The organism is Mesorhizobium sp. B4-1-1 (genome assembly GCF_006439375.1).
Classification (GTDB): Bacteria; Pseudomonadota; Alphaproteobacteria; order Rhizobiales; family Rhizobiaceae; genus Mesorhizobium.
Genome location: NZ_VFTH01000015.1, coordinates 67,779 through 83,542 on the forward strand (window position 1 = coordinate 67,779; position 15,764 = coordinate 83,542).

At 63.9% G+C, this 15,764-nt stretch carries 19 protein-coding genes; 13 read left to right on the top strand and 6 right to left on the bottom strand.

The window, feature by feature from the left end:
- Positions 1-37: 37 nt before the first annotated feature.
- The 5 genes from FJW10_RS20595 (at position 38) to FJW10_RS20615 (ending at position 3,541) form a co-directional block, all read left to right on the top strand.
- Positions 38-523, top strand: coding sequence for a MaoC family dehydratase (locus FJW10_RS20595; RefSeq protein WP_281405136.1), 486 nt, complete (start codon positions 38-40; stop codon positions 521-523).
- On the top strand, positions 520-1,557 hold the full coding sequence (locus tag FJW10_RS20600; protein WP_140901429.1) for a phosphotransferase family protein: 1,038 nt from the start codon (positions 520-522) through the stop codon (positions 1,555-1,557). Before FJW10_RS20595 ends, FJW10_RS20600 begins: the two co-directional genes overlap by 4 nt.
- Before the next feature lie 18 nt (positions 1,558-1,575).
- Entirely contained in the window at positions 1,576-2,352 is a 777-nt protein-coding gene (locus tag FJW10_RS20605; RefSeq protein ID WP_140901430.1) for an SDR family oxidoreductase, read from the top strand.
- Positions 2,353-2,493: 141 nt separating this feature from the next.
- Positions 2,494-3,138 carry a TetR/AcrR family transcriptional regulator gene (locus tag FJW10_RS20610; RefSeq protein ID WP_140827257.1) on the top strand — a complete coding sequence of 215 codons (645 nt, stop codon included), beginning with the start codon at positions 2,494-2,496 and terminating at the stop codon, positions 3,136-3,138.
- Positions 3,139-3,307: 169 nt separating this feature from the next.
- A complete protein-coding gene (locus FJW10_RS20615; RefSeq protein ID WP_140827253.1) occupies positions 3,308-3,541 on the top strand; it encodes a DUF680 domain-containing protein in 234 nt (77 codons plus the stop codon).
- Between the two features lie 83 nt (positions 3,542-3,624).
- Here the strand turns inward: FJW10_RS20615 and FJW10_RS20620 are convergent, their stop codons facing one another.
- The 6 genes from FJW10_RS20620 to FJW10_RS20645 form a co-directional block, all read right to left on the bottom strand.
- Positions 3,625-3,849 (bottom strand): hypothetical protein, encoded by a 225-nt coding sequence (locus FJW10_RS20620; protein WP_140827249.1) that lies wholly within the window; start codon positions 3,847-3,849, stop codon positions 3,625-3,627.
- Between the two features lie 86 nt (positions 3,850-3,935).
- Positions 3,936-4,520: a sarcosine oxidase subunit gamma gene (locus FJW10_RS20625; RefSeq protein ID WP_140901431.1), complete on the bottom strand. Its 585-nt coding sequence runs from the start codon at positions 4,518-4,520 to the stop codon at positions 3,936-3,938.
- Positions 4,513-7,506 carry a sarcosine oxidase subunit alpha gene (locus tag FJW10_RS20630; RefSeq protein ID WP_140901432.1) on the bottom strand — a complete coding sequence of 998 codons (2,994 nt, stop codon included), beginning with the start codon at positions 7,504-7,506 and terminating at the stop codon, positions 4,513-4,515. The genes FJW10_RS20625 and FJW10_RS20630 overlap by 8 nt, the downstream gene beginning before the upstream one ends.
- Complete coding sequence (locus tag FJW10_RS20635; protein WP_140827237.1) at positions 7,503-7,799, bottom strand: sarcosine oxidase subunit delta; 297 nt, start codon at positions 7,797-7,799, stop codon at positions 7,503-7,505. Before FJW10_RS20635 ends, FJW10_RS20630 begins: the two co-directional genes overlap by 4 nt.
- A 72-nt stretch (positions 7,800-7,871) precedes the next feature.
- Complete coding sequence (locus FJW10_RS20640) at positions 7,872-9,125, bottom strand: sarcosine oxidase subunit beta (protein ID WP_140827234.1); 1,254 nt, start codon at positions 9,123-9,125, stop codon at positions 7,872-7,874.
- 3 nt (positions 9,126-9,128) lie between these two features.
- Positions 9,129-9,308, bottom strand: a complete 180-nt coding sequence (locus FJW10_RS20645) for a hypothetical protein (protein ID WP_140901433.1) — start codon at positions 9,306-9,308, stop codon at positions 9,129-9,131.
- A gap of 31 nt (positions 9,309-9,339) precedes the next feature.
- On the opposite strand from FJW10_RS20645, the gene FJW10_RS20650 reads away from it, so the two are divergent.
- From FJW10_RS20650 to FJW10_RS20685, 8 genes are all read left to right on the top strand, one after another.
- On the top strand, positions 9,340-9,708 hold the full coding sequence (locus FJW10_RS20650; RefSeq protein WP_140901434.1) for a YrdB family protein: 369 nt from the start codon (positions 9,340-9,342) through the stop codon (positions 9,706-9,708).
- A 102-nt stretch (positions 9,709-9,810) separates the two neighbouring features.
- Complete coding sequence (locus FJW10_RS20655; RefSeq protein WP_140901435.1) at positions 9,811-10,569, top strand: SDR family oxidoreductase; 759 nt, start codon at positions 9,811-9,813, stop codon at positions 10,567-10,569.
- 112 nt (positions 10,570-10,681) lie between these two features.
- On the top strand, positions 10,682-11,068 hold the full coding sequence (locus tag FJW10_RS20660; RefSeq protein ID WP_140827231.1) for an SET domain-containing protein-lysine N-methyltransferase: 387 nt from the start codon (positions 10,682-10,684) through the stop codon (positions 11,066-11,068).
- A gap of 179 nt (positions 11,069-11,247) precedes the next feature.
- Positions 11,248-11,514 carry a 30S ribosomal protein S21 gene (gene rpsU / locus FJW10_RS20665; RefSeq protein WP_027165252.1) on the top strand — a complete coding sequence of 89 codons (267 nt, stop codon included), beginning with the start codon at positions 11,248-11,250 and terminating at the stop codon, positions 11,512-11,514.
- Positions 11,515-11,646: 132 nt separating this feature from the next.
- Complete coding sequence (locus tag FJW10_RS20670) at positions 11,647-12,498, top strand: tetratricopeptide repeat protein (RefSeq protein WP_140651413.1); 852 nt, start codon at positions 11,647-11,649, stop codon at positions 12,496-12,498.
- A 212-nt stretch (positions 12,499-12,710) separates the two neighbouring features.
- Positions 12,711-13,187: a DUF992 domain-containing protein gene (locus FJW10_RS20675; RefSeq protein WP_140827228.1), complete on the top strand. Its 477-nt coding sequence runs from the start codon at positions 12,711-12,713 to the stop codon at positions 13,185-13,187.
- Between the two features lie 395 nt (positions 13,188-13,582).
- Positions 13,583-14,593 carry a hypothetical protein gene (locus FJW10_RS20680; protein WP_140901436.1) on the top strand — a complete coding sequence of 337 codons (1,011 nt, stop codon included), beginning with the start codon at positions 13,583-13,585 and terminating at the stop codon, positions 14,591-14,593.
- A 143-nt stretch (positions 14,594-14,736) separates the two neighbouring features.
- Positions 14,737-15,606: a hypothetical protein gene (locus FJW10_RS20685; protein WP_181177610.1), complete on the top strand. Its 870-nt coding sequence runs from the start codon at positions 14,737-14,739 to the stop codon at positions 15,604-15,606.
- Positions 15,607-15,764: the final 158 nt, after the last annotated feature.

The following is a 15,764-nucleotide window of genomic DNA, read 5'->3' on the forward strand; positions in this document are numbered from 1 at the left end:
TTCGAGGAATCGTAATCCGGGCGGGGGTGCGGAGGACATCAGCGTGGAACCGATCAGTCTCGATACGCTTGTGGCAAGCGTCGGCAAGGAGGTCGGCGTCTCGCCCTGGCGAACGGTGACGCAGCGCATGATCGACCAGTTCGCCGATGCGACCGACGACCACCAGTTCATCCATTGCGATCCGGAGCGTGCCGAGCGCGAAACGCCCTTCGGTGGTACCATCGCGCATGGTTTCCTGTCGCTGTCGCTTCTGTCGGCAATGACCTTCGAGACCATGCCGCCGCTGGAAAACACCAAGATGGGCGTCAACCACGGCTTCGACACGCTGCGTTTCCTGGCGCCGGTGAAGACGGGCTCGCGCATCCGCACCCGCTTCGTGCTGGCGGACGTCAAGGTGCGGCCGTCCGGCTGGGTGCAGACGGCGCATGATGTGACCATCGAGATCGAAGGCTCGAAGAAGCCGGCGCTGACGGCGCGTTGGCTGACCTTGACGCTGATCGAGCGCCAGCCCGAGAACGCATGAGCGGCGGGGCGGGTGCCATAGACCAGGCGGCGCTTGCGTCCTATCTCGAGGCGCATATCCCGGGTTTTACCGGCCTGTCCGCGATTGAAAAATTCAAATCCGGGCAATCCAATCCGACCTATCTTTTGACCGCCGCCAGCGGCCGCTATGTGCTGCGCGCCAAGCCGCCGGGGCAATTGCTGAAATCGGCGCATCAGGTCGACCGTGAATTCCGGGTCATGCAGGCGCTTGCCGGCACGGCTGTGCCGGTGCCGCGCATGCTGCATCTGTCGGGCGAAGACTCCCCGACCGGCCGCATGTTCTACGTCATGGAATATCTCGACGGCCGCATCTTCTGGGATCCGTCGCTGCCTGACGTTTCCGGCAATGAAGAGCGTGCCGCGATCTACGATGCGATGAACGCGACGCTTGCCGCCCTGCACGATGTCGATATCGGCGCCGCCGGCCTTGGCGATTTCGGCAAGCCCGGCAGCTATTTCGAGCGCCAGCTCGCGCGCTGGACGGGCCAATACCGGGCCTCCGAAACCGAAACCATAGCCGATATCGACAGGCTGATTGCGTGGCTCGAAACCCACATACCGGCCGATGACGGCCGCGTTTCGCTTGTCCATGGCGACTACCGGCTGGACAACATGATGTTCGCGCTCGATGCGCCGAAAGTCATCGCGCTGCTCGACTGGGAGCTGTCGACGCTCGGCGACCCCTTCGCCGACCTCGCCTATCAATGCATGCAATGGCGCCTGCCGCATGCCTCGGGCTTTCGCGGCCTTGGCGGCGTCGACCGCGCCGCTGCCGGCCTGCCGTCCGAGGAGGCCTATGTCGCAGCCTATTGCAAACGGCGCGGCATCGGGAAGATCGACAACTGGACCTTCTTCCTCGCCTTCTCATTCTTCCGGCTGGCGGCGATCTGCCAGGGCGTCTATCGCCGCGCGCTGGACGGCAACGCCTCCAATCCGGAAAAGGCAAAGACCTACGGGCAAGCGGTTAAGCTGATCGCGATACTCGCGGCGGAGCTGAGCGGCGGGAAGAACTGAAGAAAGGAAAGCTGAGCGATGGGCCGTTTCGATGGGATGACGGTGCTGGTCACCGGCGCGACCGGCGGCCTTGGCAGCGGCGCGGCAAAGGCCTTCGCCGCCGAAGGGGCGCGGCTGGTGCTCTCCGATCTCGACGAGGCGGCGCTCGGCGATTTTGCGGCAACGCTCGACGCCGAGACCGCTCACCTTGCCGGCAACATCACCGACGAAAAGCTCTCGGAGGATCTGGTGCAACTGGCCGTCGAGAAATTCGGCCGGCTCGACATCGCCGTCAACAATGCCGGCATCGTACACAACTTCGTGCGCCTGCCGCAGGTCACCTCGGAGGAAGCGCGCCGCGTGGTCGAGGTCGACCTGCTCGGCGTCTTCTATGCCATGAAGCACCAGATTCCTCAGTTGGAACGGCAGTTCAGGGAAAGCGGCAAGGGCGGCGTCATCGTCAACATCGCCTCGGTCGCCGGTCTATCGGGCGCGCCGAAACTTTCGGTCTATGCCGCCGCCAAGCATGGCGTCGTCGGGCTGACGCGCTCGGCCGCCGTGGAATATGCCAGCAAAGGGATACGCATCAACGCCGTCTGCCCGGCCCACACCCGCACGGCGATGGTCGACGGCTTCGTGCGTTTCACAGGAGCACCCGAAGCCGAAGCGCTTGCCGAGCTCACGCGCGGCGTGCCGATGAAGCGTGTCGGCGAGGTCGACGAGATCACCACCGGTGTCCTGTTCCTTGCCGACCCTGCCAATTCCTTCATGACCGGTCACGCGCTGGCGCTCGACGGCGGCATTGGCGCCATTTGAGCATGCCGGGGAACGGCTTGCGTCCGCAATCGCGTTAACCGAAGAGCTTGAACGGACGTTGCGGAACCGGAACGCTCTCTTGCCCGTTTCCGTACAGCGTATATAATTTCGTCGGGCAACCAACGACAAAGGCAGCGGACATTGACGCTGAGCGTTCAGAAACGCCGCGAAAAACAGAAGGCGGAGCTTCGCTCCGAACTGGTCGCGGCGGCTCACAAGCTGGTGCAGGAAGAGGGCTATGAGGGCCTCACCATCCGCAAGCTGGCCAAGCGCGTCGGCTACGCGCCGATGTCGGTCTATTCCTATTTCGCCGACAAGCAGGACATTCTCTTCGCGCTGGCCGAGGACGCCTTCGAGACGCTCGCCCGCCGCATCGAGGAGCACCCCGCGGACGACCCGATCGAGGCGCTGCAGGCGGTGATGACCGAGTATGCGGCTTTCGGGCTCGGCAATCCCAACGAATACCGCACCGTCTTCATGACCGAAAAGACCAAGCTGCCCGAAGGACGCAGCTACGAGGACATGGAAGAGGGCAACCCGGCCATGAAAGTGCTGATCAAACGCGTCGAGGCCTGCGTTGCCGCCGGCAGGCTCAAGGGCGACCCGCGCGCTATTGCCACTATGCTGTGGACGGTCGGCCATGGCACGATTTCGTTGCTGATCACCTTTCCCTTCTATCCTTTCGGCGACCCCGAGACCTACGTGAAGCGCATGTGCAACTTCATGATGGCCTCGCTGTCGCAGCAGGAAATCCCGCCGCTCACCGAAACCCCGGTCGGCTGCTGATCGCCACAGCTGTTTTCTGCGCCACCATCGGCTTGATTCGCCATGGCGAGCTCCCATGTTCAAAAAAAGTTGTCGTACGCGTACAGATTTCCTCTTGAATTCCGTTTCCGGGCGCCGTATGTGTACGCTTCATTGTACGCGTACGAAAAGAGATGACTGGAGACGGAAAATGAAGAAGACCATTCTTACCCTCGCCGCCGTTCTGGCTTTCTCGGGCGCCGCTTTTGCCGGCACGAACCAGCCGGTCAAGCATGCCCCGGCTGCCTGCGCCCAGACCAACGCCAATGTGGTTCTTGATTGCACCGCGACCGGCTCGGTCGAAAAGGCAGACGCCAGCAAGACCCAGACCAAGAGCCCGCGCCTCGGCATCGACGTCAGCCCGTGGTTCGTGCCCGGCCTGTAAGCACTATTGGCACAATCAACGAAAAGGGCGGCACTTGGCCGCCCTTTTCGTTTTACCTGTCGCCTTGAGAAATCTACCCCGGCCTATTTCTTGCGCGGCTTCGTTCCAGCCACGGTTTTGGCCTTGCCCGGCTTTGCCGGCGCGCCGGGGATGGCGCTGCTGGTGATCGACACCGGGTCGCTGGCCGGAAACGTGTCCTCGAGGCCTTCCTCGAGTTCCTCTTCTTCGACCTCGCGATGCTGCTCGCGCTCCAGCGAACGGACGGCCAAACTCTTCCTGGGCGATTTCGGCGCGGATTTGGATGGCATCGCGGTCTCCCTCAAGTCGCAAGAACGGGCTGGATCGGCGATGGTTCCTGCCACGCCGCATCCCTTCGGATAGCGTGGCGCAAAGATTAGTTCGCCGCGTCGCTCGCCGCTTCCGACAGTAGAGTAAAGACATAGTCCGCGAAGGAACGCCAGCACTCCACACGGAACGCATCGGCCGCGGTGCGCAACAGCACGATCTCGGATTTGCCGAGAATGGTGCGGGAGGCAGCACCCACCGGGAACGCCTCGAGCGACAGGTCCTGCGGACAGCCCGAATTGACCGTCATCGAGGCCGCTGGCCCGGTGACCGAGATTGCGACATTGCGGTGCGAGATGCCGACCGCCGAATGCAGCGCCGTCACCTTGGCGCAGTCGGCGAGCGGATCGTTGTCCGCCTCGTCGATGATCAGCCATTCGTCCGGCCCAAGCCACAGCGCAGTGCGTCCGTCCTTGGTCGCCGAGGTCTTCGGCTTGGCCGGTAGCGTCACACCGAGCGCCTTGGAAAGTGCTGCGGCCGAAGCCTGCGGCGCGCGCAGCGAAATGCGTTCGGCCGGCGGCAGCATCTCCACCTTCACGCCTGGCGCCGAGACCGTGCGGCCGGCGAGTGCCGGCCGCCGCTCGACGGAAGCGGAAGCGGCGGCGGCTTTTGTCTTGGCGGCGGCCTTAGCCATTGAGGCGTTCTCCCTTCTCGTCGACGAACACCATGCCGGTGACCTCCACCTCGATCGTGCCCTTCGGCATCGGCACGTAGAGCGTCTCACCCATGCGGTCGCGACCGCCGGCGACCAGCGCTAGCGCGATCGAGCGGCCGCAATTCTCCGACCAGTAGCTGGAGGTGACGTGGCCGATCATCTTCATCGGGATCGGCTGCTTCGGATCCGCGACGATCTGCGCGCCCTCTTCCAGCACGACCTTCGGATCCTTGGTCTTCAAGCCTACGAGTTGCTTGCGGCCCTTGGCCACGAGGTCCGGCCGGGTCAGGCCGCGAATGCCGACGAAATCGGTCTTCTTCTTGCCGACCGCCCAGTCGAGCCCGGCATCGTTCGGCGTCACCGTGCCGTCCGTGTCCTGGCCGACGATGATGTAGCCCTTCTCGGCGCGCAGCACATGCATCGCTTCGGTGCCGTAAGCAGTCGCGCCATGTTTCTGGCCTTCGGCCCACAGCGCTTCCCAGACCGCCTCGCCGTAATCGGCAGGCACGTTCACTTCAAAACCGCGCTCGCCGGTGAAGGACATGCGGAACAGCCTCGTCGGCACGCCGCAGATCTTGCCCTCGCGCACCGACATATGCGGCATCGCCTCGTCCGACATGTCGATACCTTCAACCAACGGTTCGATGATTTTCCGCGCGCTCGGCCCTTGCACGGCAATGACCGCCCATTGCTCGGTGATCGAGGTCAGCCAGACATTGAAATGCGGGAACTCGGTCTGGAGATAATCCTCCATGTGGTTCATCACGCGCGGCGCGCCGCCGGTCGTCGTCGTCACATGGAAGCGGTCCGGCGCCAGCCTGCCGACGACGCCGTCGTCATAGATGAAGCCGTCCTCGCGCAGCATGATGCCGTAGCGGCAGCGGCCGGTTTCCAACTTCTCCCACGGGTTGGTGTAGAGCAGCTCCATGAACTTCGCCGCGTCCGGCCCGACCACTTCGATCTTGCCGAGCGTCGAGGCGTCGAACAGGCCGCCGACCTTGCGCACCGTCACGCATTCGCGGTCGACGGCGGCATGCATGTCCTCGCCGGGCTTCGGGAAATACCAGGCGCGCTTCCAGTGGCCGACATCCTCGAACACAGCACCTTGCGACGCCGCCCAGCCATGCGTTGCCGTGCGGCGCGTCGGGTCGAACAGCGCGCCGCGCGCGTGGCCGACGATCGAGCCGAACGTCACCGGCGTGTAGGGCGCGCGGAATGTGGTGAGGCCGACCTGCGGGATCGGCTTGCCGAGTTCCTCGGCGGCGATCACCAAGCCATGCATGTTCGACGTCTTGCCCTGGTCGGTCGCCATGCCGTTCGTGGTGAACCGCTTGACGTGCTCGATCGAGTGCATGCCTTCATGCACCGCCTGGCGGATGTCCTTGGCGGTGACATCGTTCTGGAAATCGACGAAGGCCTTGACCGTGGTGCCCGGCCCGGCGCCGGGGCCAGCGCCCAGCATGCCGCGCGACCAGCTCTCGCCGGCGTCGACCTTCGGCTTGGCGCCCTTGCCAACCTTGCCGCCGGCCTCCTTCGCCGCCTTGGCGCCGGCCGCGTAGGCCTCGTCGATCGTCGCGTCCAGCCCGTCCGTGCCGTTGCAGGCGCCGACCGAGACGCAGTCCTGCGCATAGGTGCCGGGCACGAAGCGTCTGGTCTCGTCGTTGAAGGCGACCTTGCCGCGCGACTGCGAGAACAGATGCACCGACGGCGTCCAGCCTGCCGACATCAGGATCGCGTCGACCGGGATCGTTCGTTCGCCACCGCCATTCTTCGGCTGCACCGTCATCGACGACACGCGCAGCTTGCCGCCGGCGCTGACAACGGCGCGGCCGAAATTGATCTCGATGCCAAGCGCCCTCGCCTCGTCGATCACCGGACCGGCGGGATTGTCGCGCAGGTCGACGATGGCCGCGACATTGACGCCGGCCTTCTTGAGATCGATCGCGGCGGCGTAAGCGGAATCGTTCGCCGTATAGACGCCGACATTCCTGCCGACCGCCACGCCATAATGGTTGAGGTAGGTGCGCGCCGCCGAAGCGAGCATCACGCCCGGACGGTCGTTGTTGGCGAACACCATGTGGCGCTCGATGGCGCCGGTGGCGATGACGACGCGCTTGGCGCGAACCTGCCACAAGCGCTCGCGCGCCAGCTCGCGTCCCGGGTTCTTGAGATGGTCGCTGACCCGCTCGACCAGGCCGACGAAGTTCTGCGCGTAATAGCCAAAGGCAGTCGTGCGCGACAGCACGCGCACATTGTCCATCGCCCTGAGCTTGGCGATCGCGCTTTGAGCCCATGCATAACCGTCTTGGCCGTCGATCCTGGCGCCGCTCTCGAAGCGCAGGCTGCCGCCGAATTCGGCCTGCTCGTCGGCGAGGATCACCCTGACTCCAGCCTCGGCCGCGGCAAGGGCAGCGGCAATGCCGGCGGCGCCGCCTCCCAGCACCAGCACCTCGCAATGCGCGTAGCGGGCGGCATAATGGTCCGGATCCGGCTTCTCCGGTGAAACCCCGAGGCCCGCCGCAGCGCGGATCTTCGGCTCGTAGAGATCCTTCCAGGCCCACTTCGGCCACATGAAGGTCTTGTAGTAGAAGCCGGCGGAGAACATCGGTGAGGCGATGTCGTTGACGGCGCCGACATCGAAGGCAAGCGACGGCCAGCGGTTCTGCGAATTGGCGGTCAGCCCGTCATAGAGCTCCTGCACGGTGGCGCGCACATTGGGCGTCTTGCGCGCATCGTCGCGCACGATCTGCACCAGCGCGTTGGGCTCTTCCGCGCCGGCCGAGAGGAAGCCGCGCGGCCGGTGATATTTGAACGAACGGCCGACCAGATGCACGCCATTGGCAAGCAGCGCCGAGGCGAGCGTGTCACCCTCAATGCCGGAATAAGACTTATCGTCGAAGCTAAAGGACGCGGTCTTGGCCTGCTTCAGGCGGCCGGCGCCGGAGATACGGAATGCGGCGCTCATTTCGAGGCTCCAGGCAGCTTCGCCGGTTTCGGCTCGCCGGCCTTGTAGGTCATGACGAACTTGTCGGTGACGGTGTCGCGCACCGCGTTGAAGAAGCGCGCGCAGCCATGGATGTGCCGCCAGCGCTCATAGATGACGCCCTTCGGGTTCGCGCGGATGAAGAAGAATTTCTCGAAATCGTCGTCGCTCTCGCCGGCAATGTTGGCCGAGCGCACGACATGCGCCTCGCCGGCATTGCGGAACTCGAGTTCCGGGCGATCTTCCTCGCAATAGGGGCAGCGGATGAGAAGCATCTGGGTGATCCTAGAACTTGCCGTGACCGGCGCGCGCACCGGCCGAGTGAAAGCAAAGCGGCTGAGCCAACATCAGTGCGCCACCGCGGCCGCGGCGGCCTCGTCTATGAGGCGTCCCGTGCGGAAGCGCTCGAGCGTGAACGGCGCATTGATCGGGTGCGGGTCGTCCTTGGCGATCGTATGCGCGAAGACGTTGCCCGAGCCCGGCGTCGCCTTGAAGCCGCCGGTGCCCCAGCCGCAATTGACGTAGAGGCCCTGGACCGGCGTCTTGGCCAGGATCGGCGAGCGGTCGGGCGTCACGTCGACGATGCCGCCCCAGGAGCGCAGCATCTTCATGCGCGTGAAGATCGGGAACATCTCGCAGATGGCGTCGAGCGTGTGCTGCAAGATGTGCAGGCCGCCGGTCTGCGAATAGGAGACATACTGGTCGGTGCCGGCACCGATCACCAGCTCGCCCTTGTCCGACTGCGAGATATAGGCGTGCACGGTGTTCGACATCACCACGCAGGGCACGACCGGCTTGATCGGCTCCGACACCAGCGCCTGCAGCGGATAGCTTTCGAGCGGCATGCGCACGCCGGCCATGTTCATGATAACGGAGGAATGGCCAGCCGCGACCACGCCGACCTTCTTGGCGCCGATGAAGCCGCGCGTCGTCTCCACGCCGCTGACCGCGCCATTGGCCGCACGTTTGATGCCGGTGACCTCGCAGTTCTGGATGATGTGCACGCCGCGCGCCGAGGCGCCGCGCGCATAGCCCCAGGCGACCGCGTCGTGCCGCGCCGTGCCGCCGCGCCGCTGCAACGCGGCGCCCATCACCGGATAGCGCGCGTCCCTGGAGATGTTGAGCGGCGGACAGAATTCCTTCGCCTGCTCCGGCGTCAGCCATTCATTGTCGATGCCGTTGAGGCGGTTGGCATGGATGTGGCGCTTGAACACCTGGACGTCGTGGACGTTGTGCGCGAGCATCATGACGCCGCGCGCCGAATACATGACGTTGTAGTTGAGCTCCTGGCTCAGCCCATCCCACAGCTTCAGCGCATGGTCGTAGATGCCGGCGCTTTCGTCATAGAGATAGTTGGAGCGGATGATGGTGGTGTTGCGGCCGGTGTTGCCGCCGCCGAGCCAGCCCTTTTCCAGCACCGCGACGTTGGTGATGCCGTGCTTGCTCGCCAGATAATAGGCCGTCGCCAGGCCATGCCCGCCGGCGCCGACGATGATGACGTCGTATTCCTTCTTCGGCTCGGGCGACGTCCACTGCTCTTCCCAGCCCTTGTGGCCGCGCATGGCCTCCCGGGCAATGGCGAATACCGAGTATTTCTTCACGTTTCAGGCCTCGCGCCAGTAGCTTTCGCGGATTTGCGGCCGGGCATCCCCGCCTCGGCGCGCGAGGTGTATCACTAGCGAAACCGCGCTGTCATCCTTGCGCTGTTTGCGACGGCGCTTGCCGTTTTGCGCCGTGGCGAAAAAGACGCGTCCGGGCTGGCAGCCATGGTTGCGTTCGGCCATACCCGACTACCGTGAGACCTGGAGGATGGATATGGGCAACGCCTGGTGGAATCTGACGTTGCGCTTCCTGCTGGAAGTCGCAGCTTTGCTTGGCCTCGGCATCGCGGGCTGGAGTCTTTCCAACGTATGGTGGCGCTGGGTCCTCGCCCTGGCCCTGCCGCTTGTCGCTGCTGTGCTGTGGGGAACCTTCGCGGTGCTGAACGACCCAAGCCGGTCAGGCCGCGCGCCGGTGCCGGTGCCTGGCGTCGTCAGGCTGGTGCTGGAACTTGTCATACTGTTCGGCGGCGCCGCTGGATTCTATCTTGCCGATCACGCGGCCGCGGGCATTGCCATGGCGCTGCTGATTGCCTTCAGCTACGCCTTCTCGTGGGACCGACTGGGTTGGCTGTTGCGGCAGTAGACCAACCGCGGTCCTTGCGGGTTTCGGGTGGCCGCGGCCACCCCGATTTGCGACCTCACATCCATCCGCCGGCAAGCTCGGCACAACGGAAGGATGACGAGAATGTTCGCACTCACAGATAAGGTCGCCATCGTGACGGGCGCCAGCTCCGGTATCGGCCGCGCCACAGCCAGGCTGTTCGCCGACCAGGGCGCGAGCCTCGTCGTCGCGGCGCGCCGCCAGGCCGAACTCGACGCGCTCGTCGGCGAGATCGAGGATGCCGGCGGCACAGCGGTTAAGCTTGCCGGCGATGTAAGGGACGAGGCCTACGCGAAGGCGCTCGTCGACCTCGCGGTCGAAAGGTTCGGCGGCCTCGACATCGCCTTCAACAATGCCGGCACCGTCGGCGTGATGGGACCGGTGACCGACATGGCGCCGGCGATCTGGCAGGAGACGATGGACACCAACCTGACCAGCGCCTACCTCGCCGCGAAGCACCAGATACCGGCGATGCTGGAGCGCGGCGGCGGCTCGCTGATCTTCACCTCGAGCTTCGTCGGCTACACCGCCGGCATGCCAGGCATGGCGGCCTACGCCGCCGCCAAGGCAGGACTGATCGGGCTGACGCAGGTGCTGGCCGCCGAATACGGACCGAGGGGATTGCGCGTCAACGCGCTGCTGCCCGGCGGCACCGACACGCCCGGCGCGACCACGACCACGCCTGAGGCGCGCGCCTTCGTCGAAGGCATCCATGCCTTGAAACGCATGGCGCAACCGGAAGAGATTGCCCGTTCGGCGCTTTATCTCGCCTCGGATGCGTCGAGTTTCACCACCGGAACCGCGCTGTTTGCCGATGGCGGCGTGTCAATCAACCGGACGTGATCCGTTTGGCGGACGGCAGACATGCTTCATCCGCTAAAATCTTGCGACTGCACCCTTGCATTCCGGTCTGTTTTGACGATTTTCGTTTTCCGTCGAAAAACGGACCGGAACGATGCTGCTGATCAGAACCTATGTCGCCCAGAGCGCCATCGAAGGCGTCGGCGTTTTCGCCGCCGAACCGATCCGCAAAGGCGCCTCGATCTGGCGCCTCGATCCCGATTTCGACCGGCTGATCCCGATGGAGAAATATGAAGCCGCACCCCCGCATCTCAAGGAACTGCTCGACCGCTACGCCTATCCGAGTCCGGACAAACCCGGCTTCATGGTCTACGAGGTCGACAATGGCCGCTTCATGAACCATTCCGAGCGACCGAACACGGATTTCTCGCAATATGGCGGCGCCACCGCCATTCGCGACATCGCCGCCGGCGAGGAAATCACCTGCGATTATGGCGAGTTTTTCGAGGATTTCGCCCGCCTGCATCTGGCGACCGCATAGTGCTTCAGCCGTCACGCCGGGACACGTGGGCTTTTGATCGCGGTTTCGTGCAATCAGCGGTGGACAGGGCGGCATGATTCTGCTATCAGCCGCCCACAATTCGCGGTGCAACCCGCCGCGGAGGCATGGCGGCTATGGCTGTATGCCTATCGATATCAAACCCGAAGACAGGATTGCCCGTGCAGGTACTCGTCCGCGACAACAACGTTGATCAGGCGCTTCGCGCGCTGAAGAAGAAGATGCAGCGCGAAGGTATTTTCCGCGAAATGAAGATGCGCGGTCACTACGAGAAGCCGTCCGAGAAGCGTGCCCGCGAGAAGGCCGAGGCCGTGCGCCGCGCCCGCAAGCTGGCCCGTAAGCGCGCCCAGCGCGAAGGCCTGCTGCCGATGACCCCGCGCCCGGCTCCGGCTGGTGCTGCCGGCGCATCGCGCTCGCCGCGCTCATAACGCCTATTTTTCGTCCTTTTCGAAGGATACCGAGGGTGGCGCGATGCGGAATCGCCGCCACCTTTTTGTTTATGCATAGGAGCCGGTTCGGAGAGGGAACGGACTGACGGCGCTGCGGCAGTGAGGACAAAGATGAACGCAATTTCCGTGGAGCGCAAAACCGCTTTTCGCGGCTTCGCCCTGACGGCGGCCCTGCTTTCGGGTCTGACGCTTGCAGCATGCCAGACGACCCCGACGGGTGAGTTCAACTCGATCGACAAGGCGCAAGGGTCGAGCGAGAACATCTCCTCGCTTTCGGCGGTCATCCAGCGAAATCCGCAGGATCCCGAGGGCTATAATGTGCGTGGTTCGGCCTATGGTCGCGGCGGCCAGTACCAGGCGGCGCTCAAGGATTTCAACCAGGCCATCCAGCTCAACCCGAACTTCTACCAGGCCTATTCGAACCGCGCCCTGATCCAGCGCTTCCTCGGCAATCAGGAAGCCGCTTTGGCCGACTATAACCGCTCGATCCAGATCAACGCCAACTACGACGCCGCCTATATCGGCCGCGGCAATCTCTACCGCAAGGCAGGTCGCACCCAGGATGCCTTCAACGACTTCCAGAAGGCGATCCAGCTCGACACCACCGATGCCCGCGCCTACCACAATCGAGGCCTGATCTATCAGAGCCAGGGCCAGCACAAATTCGCCATCGAGGATTTCTCGACCGCCATCTCGCTGGCGCCGGACGCCGCCGAGCCGTACAACGGCCGCGGCCTCTCCTATCTGGCGACGGGTGACGAGGACAACGCCTTCTCCGACTTCAACATGGCCATCAAGCTCGACGGCAAGAACGCCGAGGCCTGGGCCAACCAGGCGCTGATCTACGAAAAGCGCGGCGACAAGGGAAGGGCAGCCAAGTCCTACCGTGAGGCCATCCACCTCGACCCGAACTATCAGCCGGCCAAGGACGGCCTGTCGCGCACCGGTGGCAACGCCAGCTGATCGGAAGCTGGCGCCGAAAGTAAGGTATCTTGCGCGGCCCACGGGTCCGCCTGCGAGCGCAGTGTTGCGCCGCGGAGACGCCGATAGCGATCCGTTAACCGCCCAGGCCAATGCGTTAACCCTTGCCATGTTCGCGCCAAGTTTTCAGCGGAACGCTCCGTGCACCTCGATCGTTTAAGCCGGGGCCAAGATTTCGCGAAAGGACCTTTCCAATGATCAAAACACTTGCCTGTGCCGCTGCCGCGCTTGCCGCCACGGTCCTCGCTTCTCCGGTCAGCGCCGGCACGCTCCAGCTCGGTACGCTCGATTGCACGATCGACGGCGGCGTCGGCTACGTCATCACGTCGAACAAGGGCGTCTCCTGCACCTTTCGCCCCTATCATCACGGTCCTGCCGAGCAGTACACCGGCATGATCTCCAAGCTCGGCGTCGACCTCGGCCAGACGCATCAGGGCCAGCTCGTCTGGGCGGTGCTTGCCGCCACGCGTCATCACGACGCGGGCGACCTCGCCGGCAGCTATTACGGCGTCAACGCCGAGGCGAGCGTCGTGACCGGCGGCGGCGCCAACCTCCTGGTCGGCGGCCTTGACGGCGCCTTCATGCTGGAGCCACTCAGCGTCCAGGCACAGACGGGCCTCAACCTGGCCGTCGCGGTTGCGTCGCTGGATCTGGTCCACTCCTACAAGTAGCCGCCGCGGAACCACGGTACTCCGCAGGGCCGCGCCTTCTACGAAGGGCGCGGCCTTCGCATATATGGAGCCCCCGAACATAGTTCGGAAACACAAGCGCCCGCGAGAATGTCAATTGCGTGTGGCAGCTTTGCTTATCTTGTGTTATCAAGCCGAGGTGTTGGTGGCAATCGCCGGCAGAGGGGCAGCCGCCCAACAGATGCAAAGACATCGTTAACTGCAATTCTTGTTGCAGGCCGGGGAGGCTGTGGTGGATTTCATCGAGAAGTTATTCGGCTTTTCGCCTGACGATGGCTCAGGATCTTTCGAACTTCTTTTGATCCTTGCTCCGTTCCTAGTCGCTGCGATCTGGTTCTATATGCGTCGGCAACGACGCTGACGGCCCGAGACAGGCCGTGACCCCGGTCCCCAAAATACTGGAATTTCTGCAGGCGATCGTTGACGCCTTCAGGCATTGGCCAGACAATCTGCGCCGGATAGCCGGGCAGATTTGCGCGCTCATCAGGTTGATCTGCGAAAGAGCCAAGCTTCCCAGCCGGCTCGATCGGAGCGGGCCGCAACGCTGCGTCAAGATCAGCGATCCCGCCTACAAGCGGCCAGACCCTTTGATCTATGCTCAGTATTATTTGATGGGCCAGGGCTTGGCTGTCACCTGGGACAATCCGGATATCGAGATCAAGCGCGGTGGCGTCACCGTACCGCCGCATATGCTGGAGCCAGATACCGAATATGAGGTCGTCGCGCGTATCTGGAACAACTCGACCGAGGCGCCGGTCGTCGACCTGCCAGTGAAGTTCTCCTATCTGAGTTTCGGCATCGGGACCACCTCGACCTGGATAGACGAGACAAAGACCGATCTCGGAGTCAAAGGCGGCGCAAATCATCCGGCCTTTGCTTCGGTCAAATGGCGCACGCCGGCCGAACCGGGTCATTACTGCATCCAGGTGCTGCTCGATTGGCTGGACGACGTGAACCCCAACAACAACCTCGGGCAGGACAACACCACCGTCGGCGTCGCCCATTCCCCGGCAAAGTTCGAATTCCGTTTGCGCAACGGCGAACGGGAAAGGGCCGAGTTTCGGCTTGAAGCCGACACCTATGCATTGCCTGAATTGCCGGTCTGCGGCGAGCGGCCCCGCCCGAGGCCCTCCCGCCGGCCGCTGCGCACCTTTCCCGGCACCATAGCGGCGGTGCCTGCCGGCCATACCCGCCGGGCACATCCCATCCCTGCCGGTTGGCTCGTCACCTTCGACCCGGCGCAAGCCGCCCTCGGTCCCGGAGAAGAGATTTCCGTCGCCGTCAATGTCGAGCCACCTGCCGGCTTCACCGGCCGCAAGGCGGTCAACGTCCATGCCTTCTCGGCGCGCGGACTTGCCGGCGGCGTGACGCTTTATGTCGAACGGTAGGAACCACCATGGCTTACCGGCACTACACAAGATGCATCTCGGTCGGAAATCATATCGGCAAGCAATATGCGCAGGTGATCGTTGCTGCTGCCGTGGTTGCGCTTCCGCTGATCCTGGTCGGCGTCGTTGCCGGACCGGCGGTCATGCTGGTCGCGCTCGCGGCCATCCTCGCATACTGCCGCTGGTGGCTCTACGACCGGCTGGTCTGCCTCGGCGGCGATGAATGCGCAGTCGGCTGGCTGCTCAAGATCGATCCGCCCCAGGAGAAGTCCGGTCTTGATCGCTTCGACACTGACTACAGTCTCAATCTGGTTCCGGGAAACGTCTTCGAATTCACGCCGCAGGCCGAGGCGGAGAAGATCACGCCGTTCGGGCGGCTGATCGCCAACACGCCCGCGATCAAGAATGCGGGCCTCGACTGGCAAGGACTGGAGGCTCGTCAGTGGGCCAACGACGACCCTACCGCGGTGCTTCACTGCGAATTCGAAGGAGCCGGCGTCTACGATCTGATGATCGCATGCCTTGCCGCGATCCCCGTGGCCACCGCCGCGGCGGTGGCTTGCGCCATTCCCTTCTTCGGTTGGATCGCCTGTGCGATCCTCACGGTCATCGCGGCCGCAATTGTCCTTGTCGGGGGCATCGTGGGGATTCTCGACACAGCCAATCCAACCGATATCGACGAAAATCTCGGCGACCTTCACGTCAATGATCCGACAAGGCGAGGCGCCGACATCCTGTTCGTCAAGGGGACGTGGGTCTATGATTCCGCCCACGAGGGCTGGAACGAGATCCATCCGATCAAGCACTGTCAGAAGATCGGCACCTGGAACGGCAGCTGGAATGAATCTCCGGTTCCGGACGGCAGCCCTGCCCGCTGGTGCGAAGCCGTGAATTCGGCCGGCTCGCCGCTGACCGTCGCAGCCCAGCAGGATCCGGAAAACCAGTGGACCATACACCCCGTCATCGACGGCTGCCGGCGTGAATCCGAAACCGAGCCGGACCCCATTCACTGATTTCCGGACCACATCCCGGGTCCACGGCGAATTGACGGCCTCGCTGCTGCAAAAGAATTCGCTTGAGCTCAAGCCCGGTTGAGGTTCTAGAGACATGCCCGGCAGAGCGGTTCCAGGAAAATGCGCTGCGGTTTTCCGTCCGGAATTGCGCGAAAAAT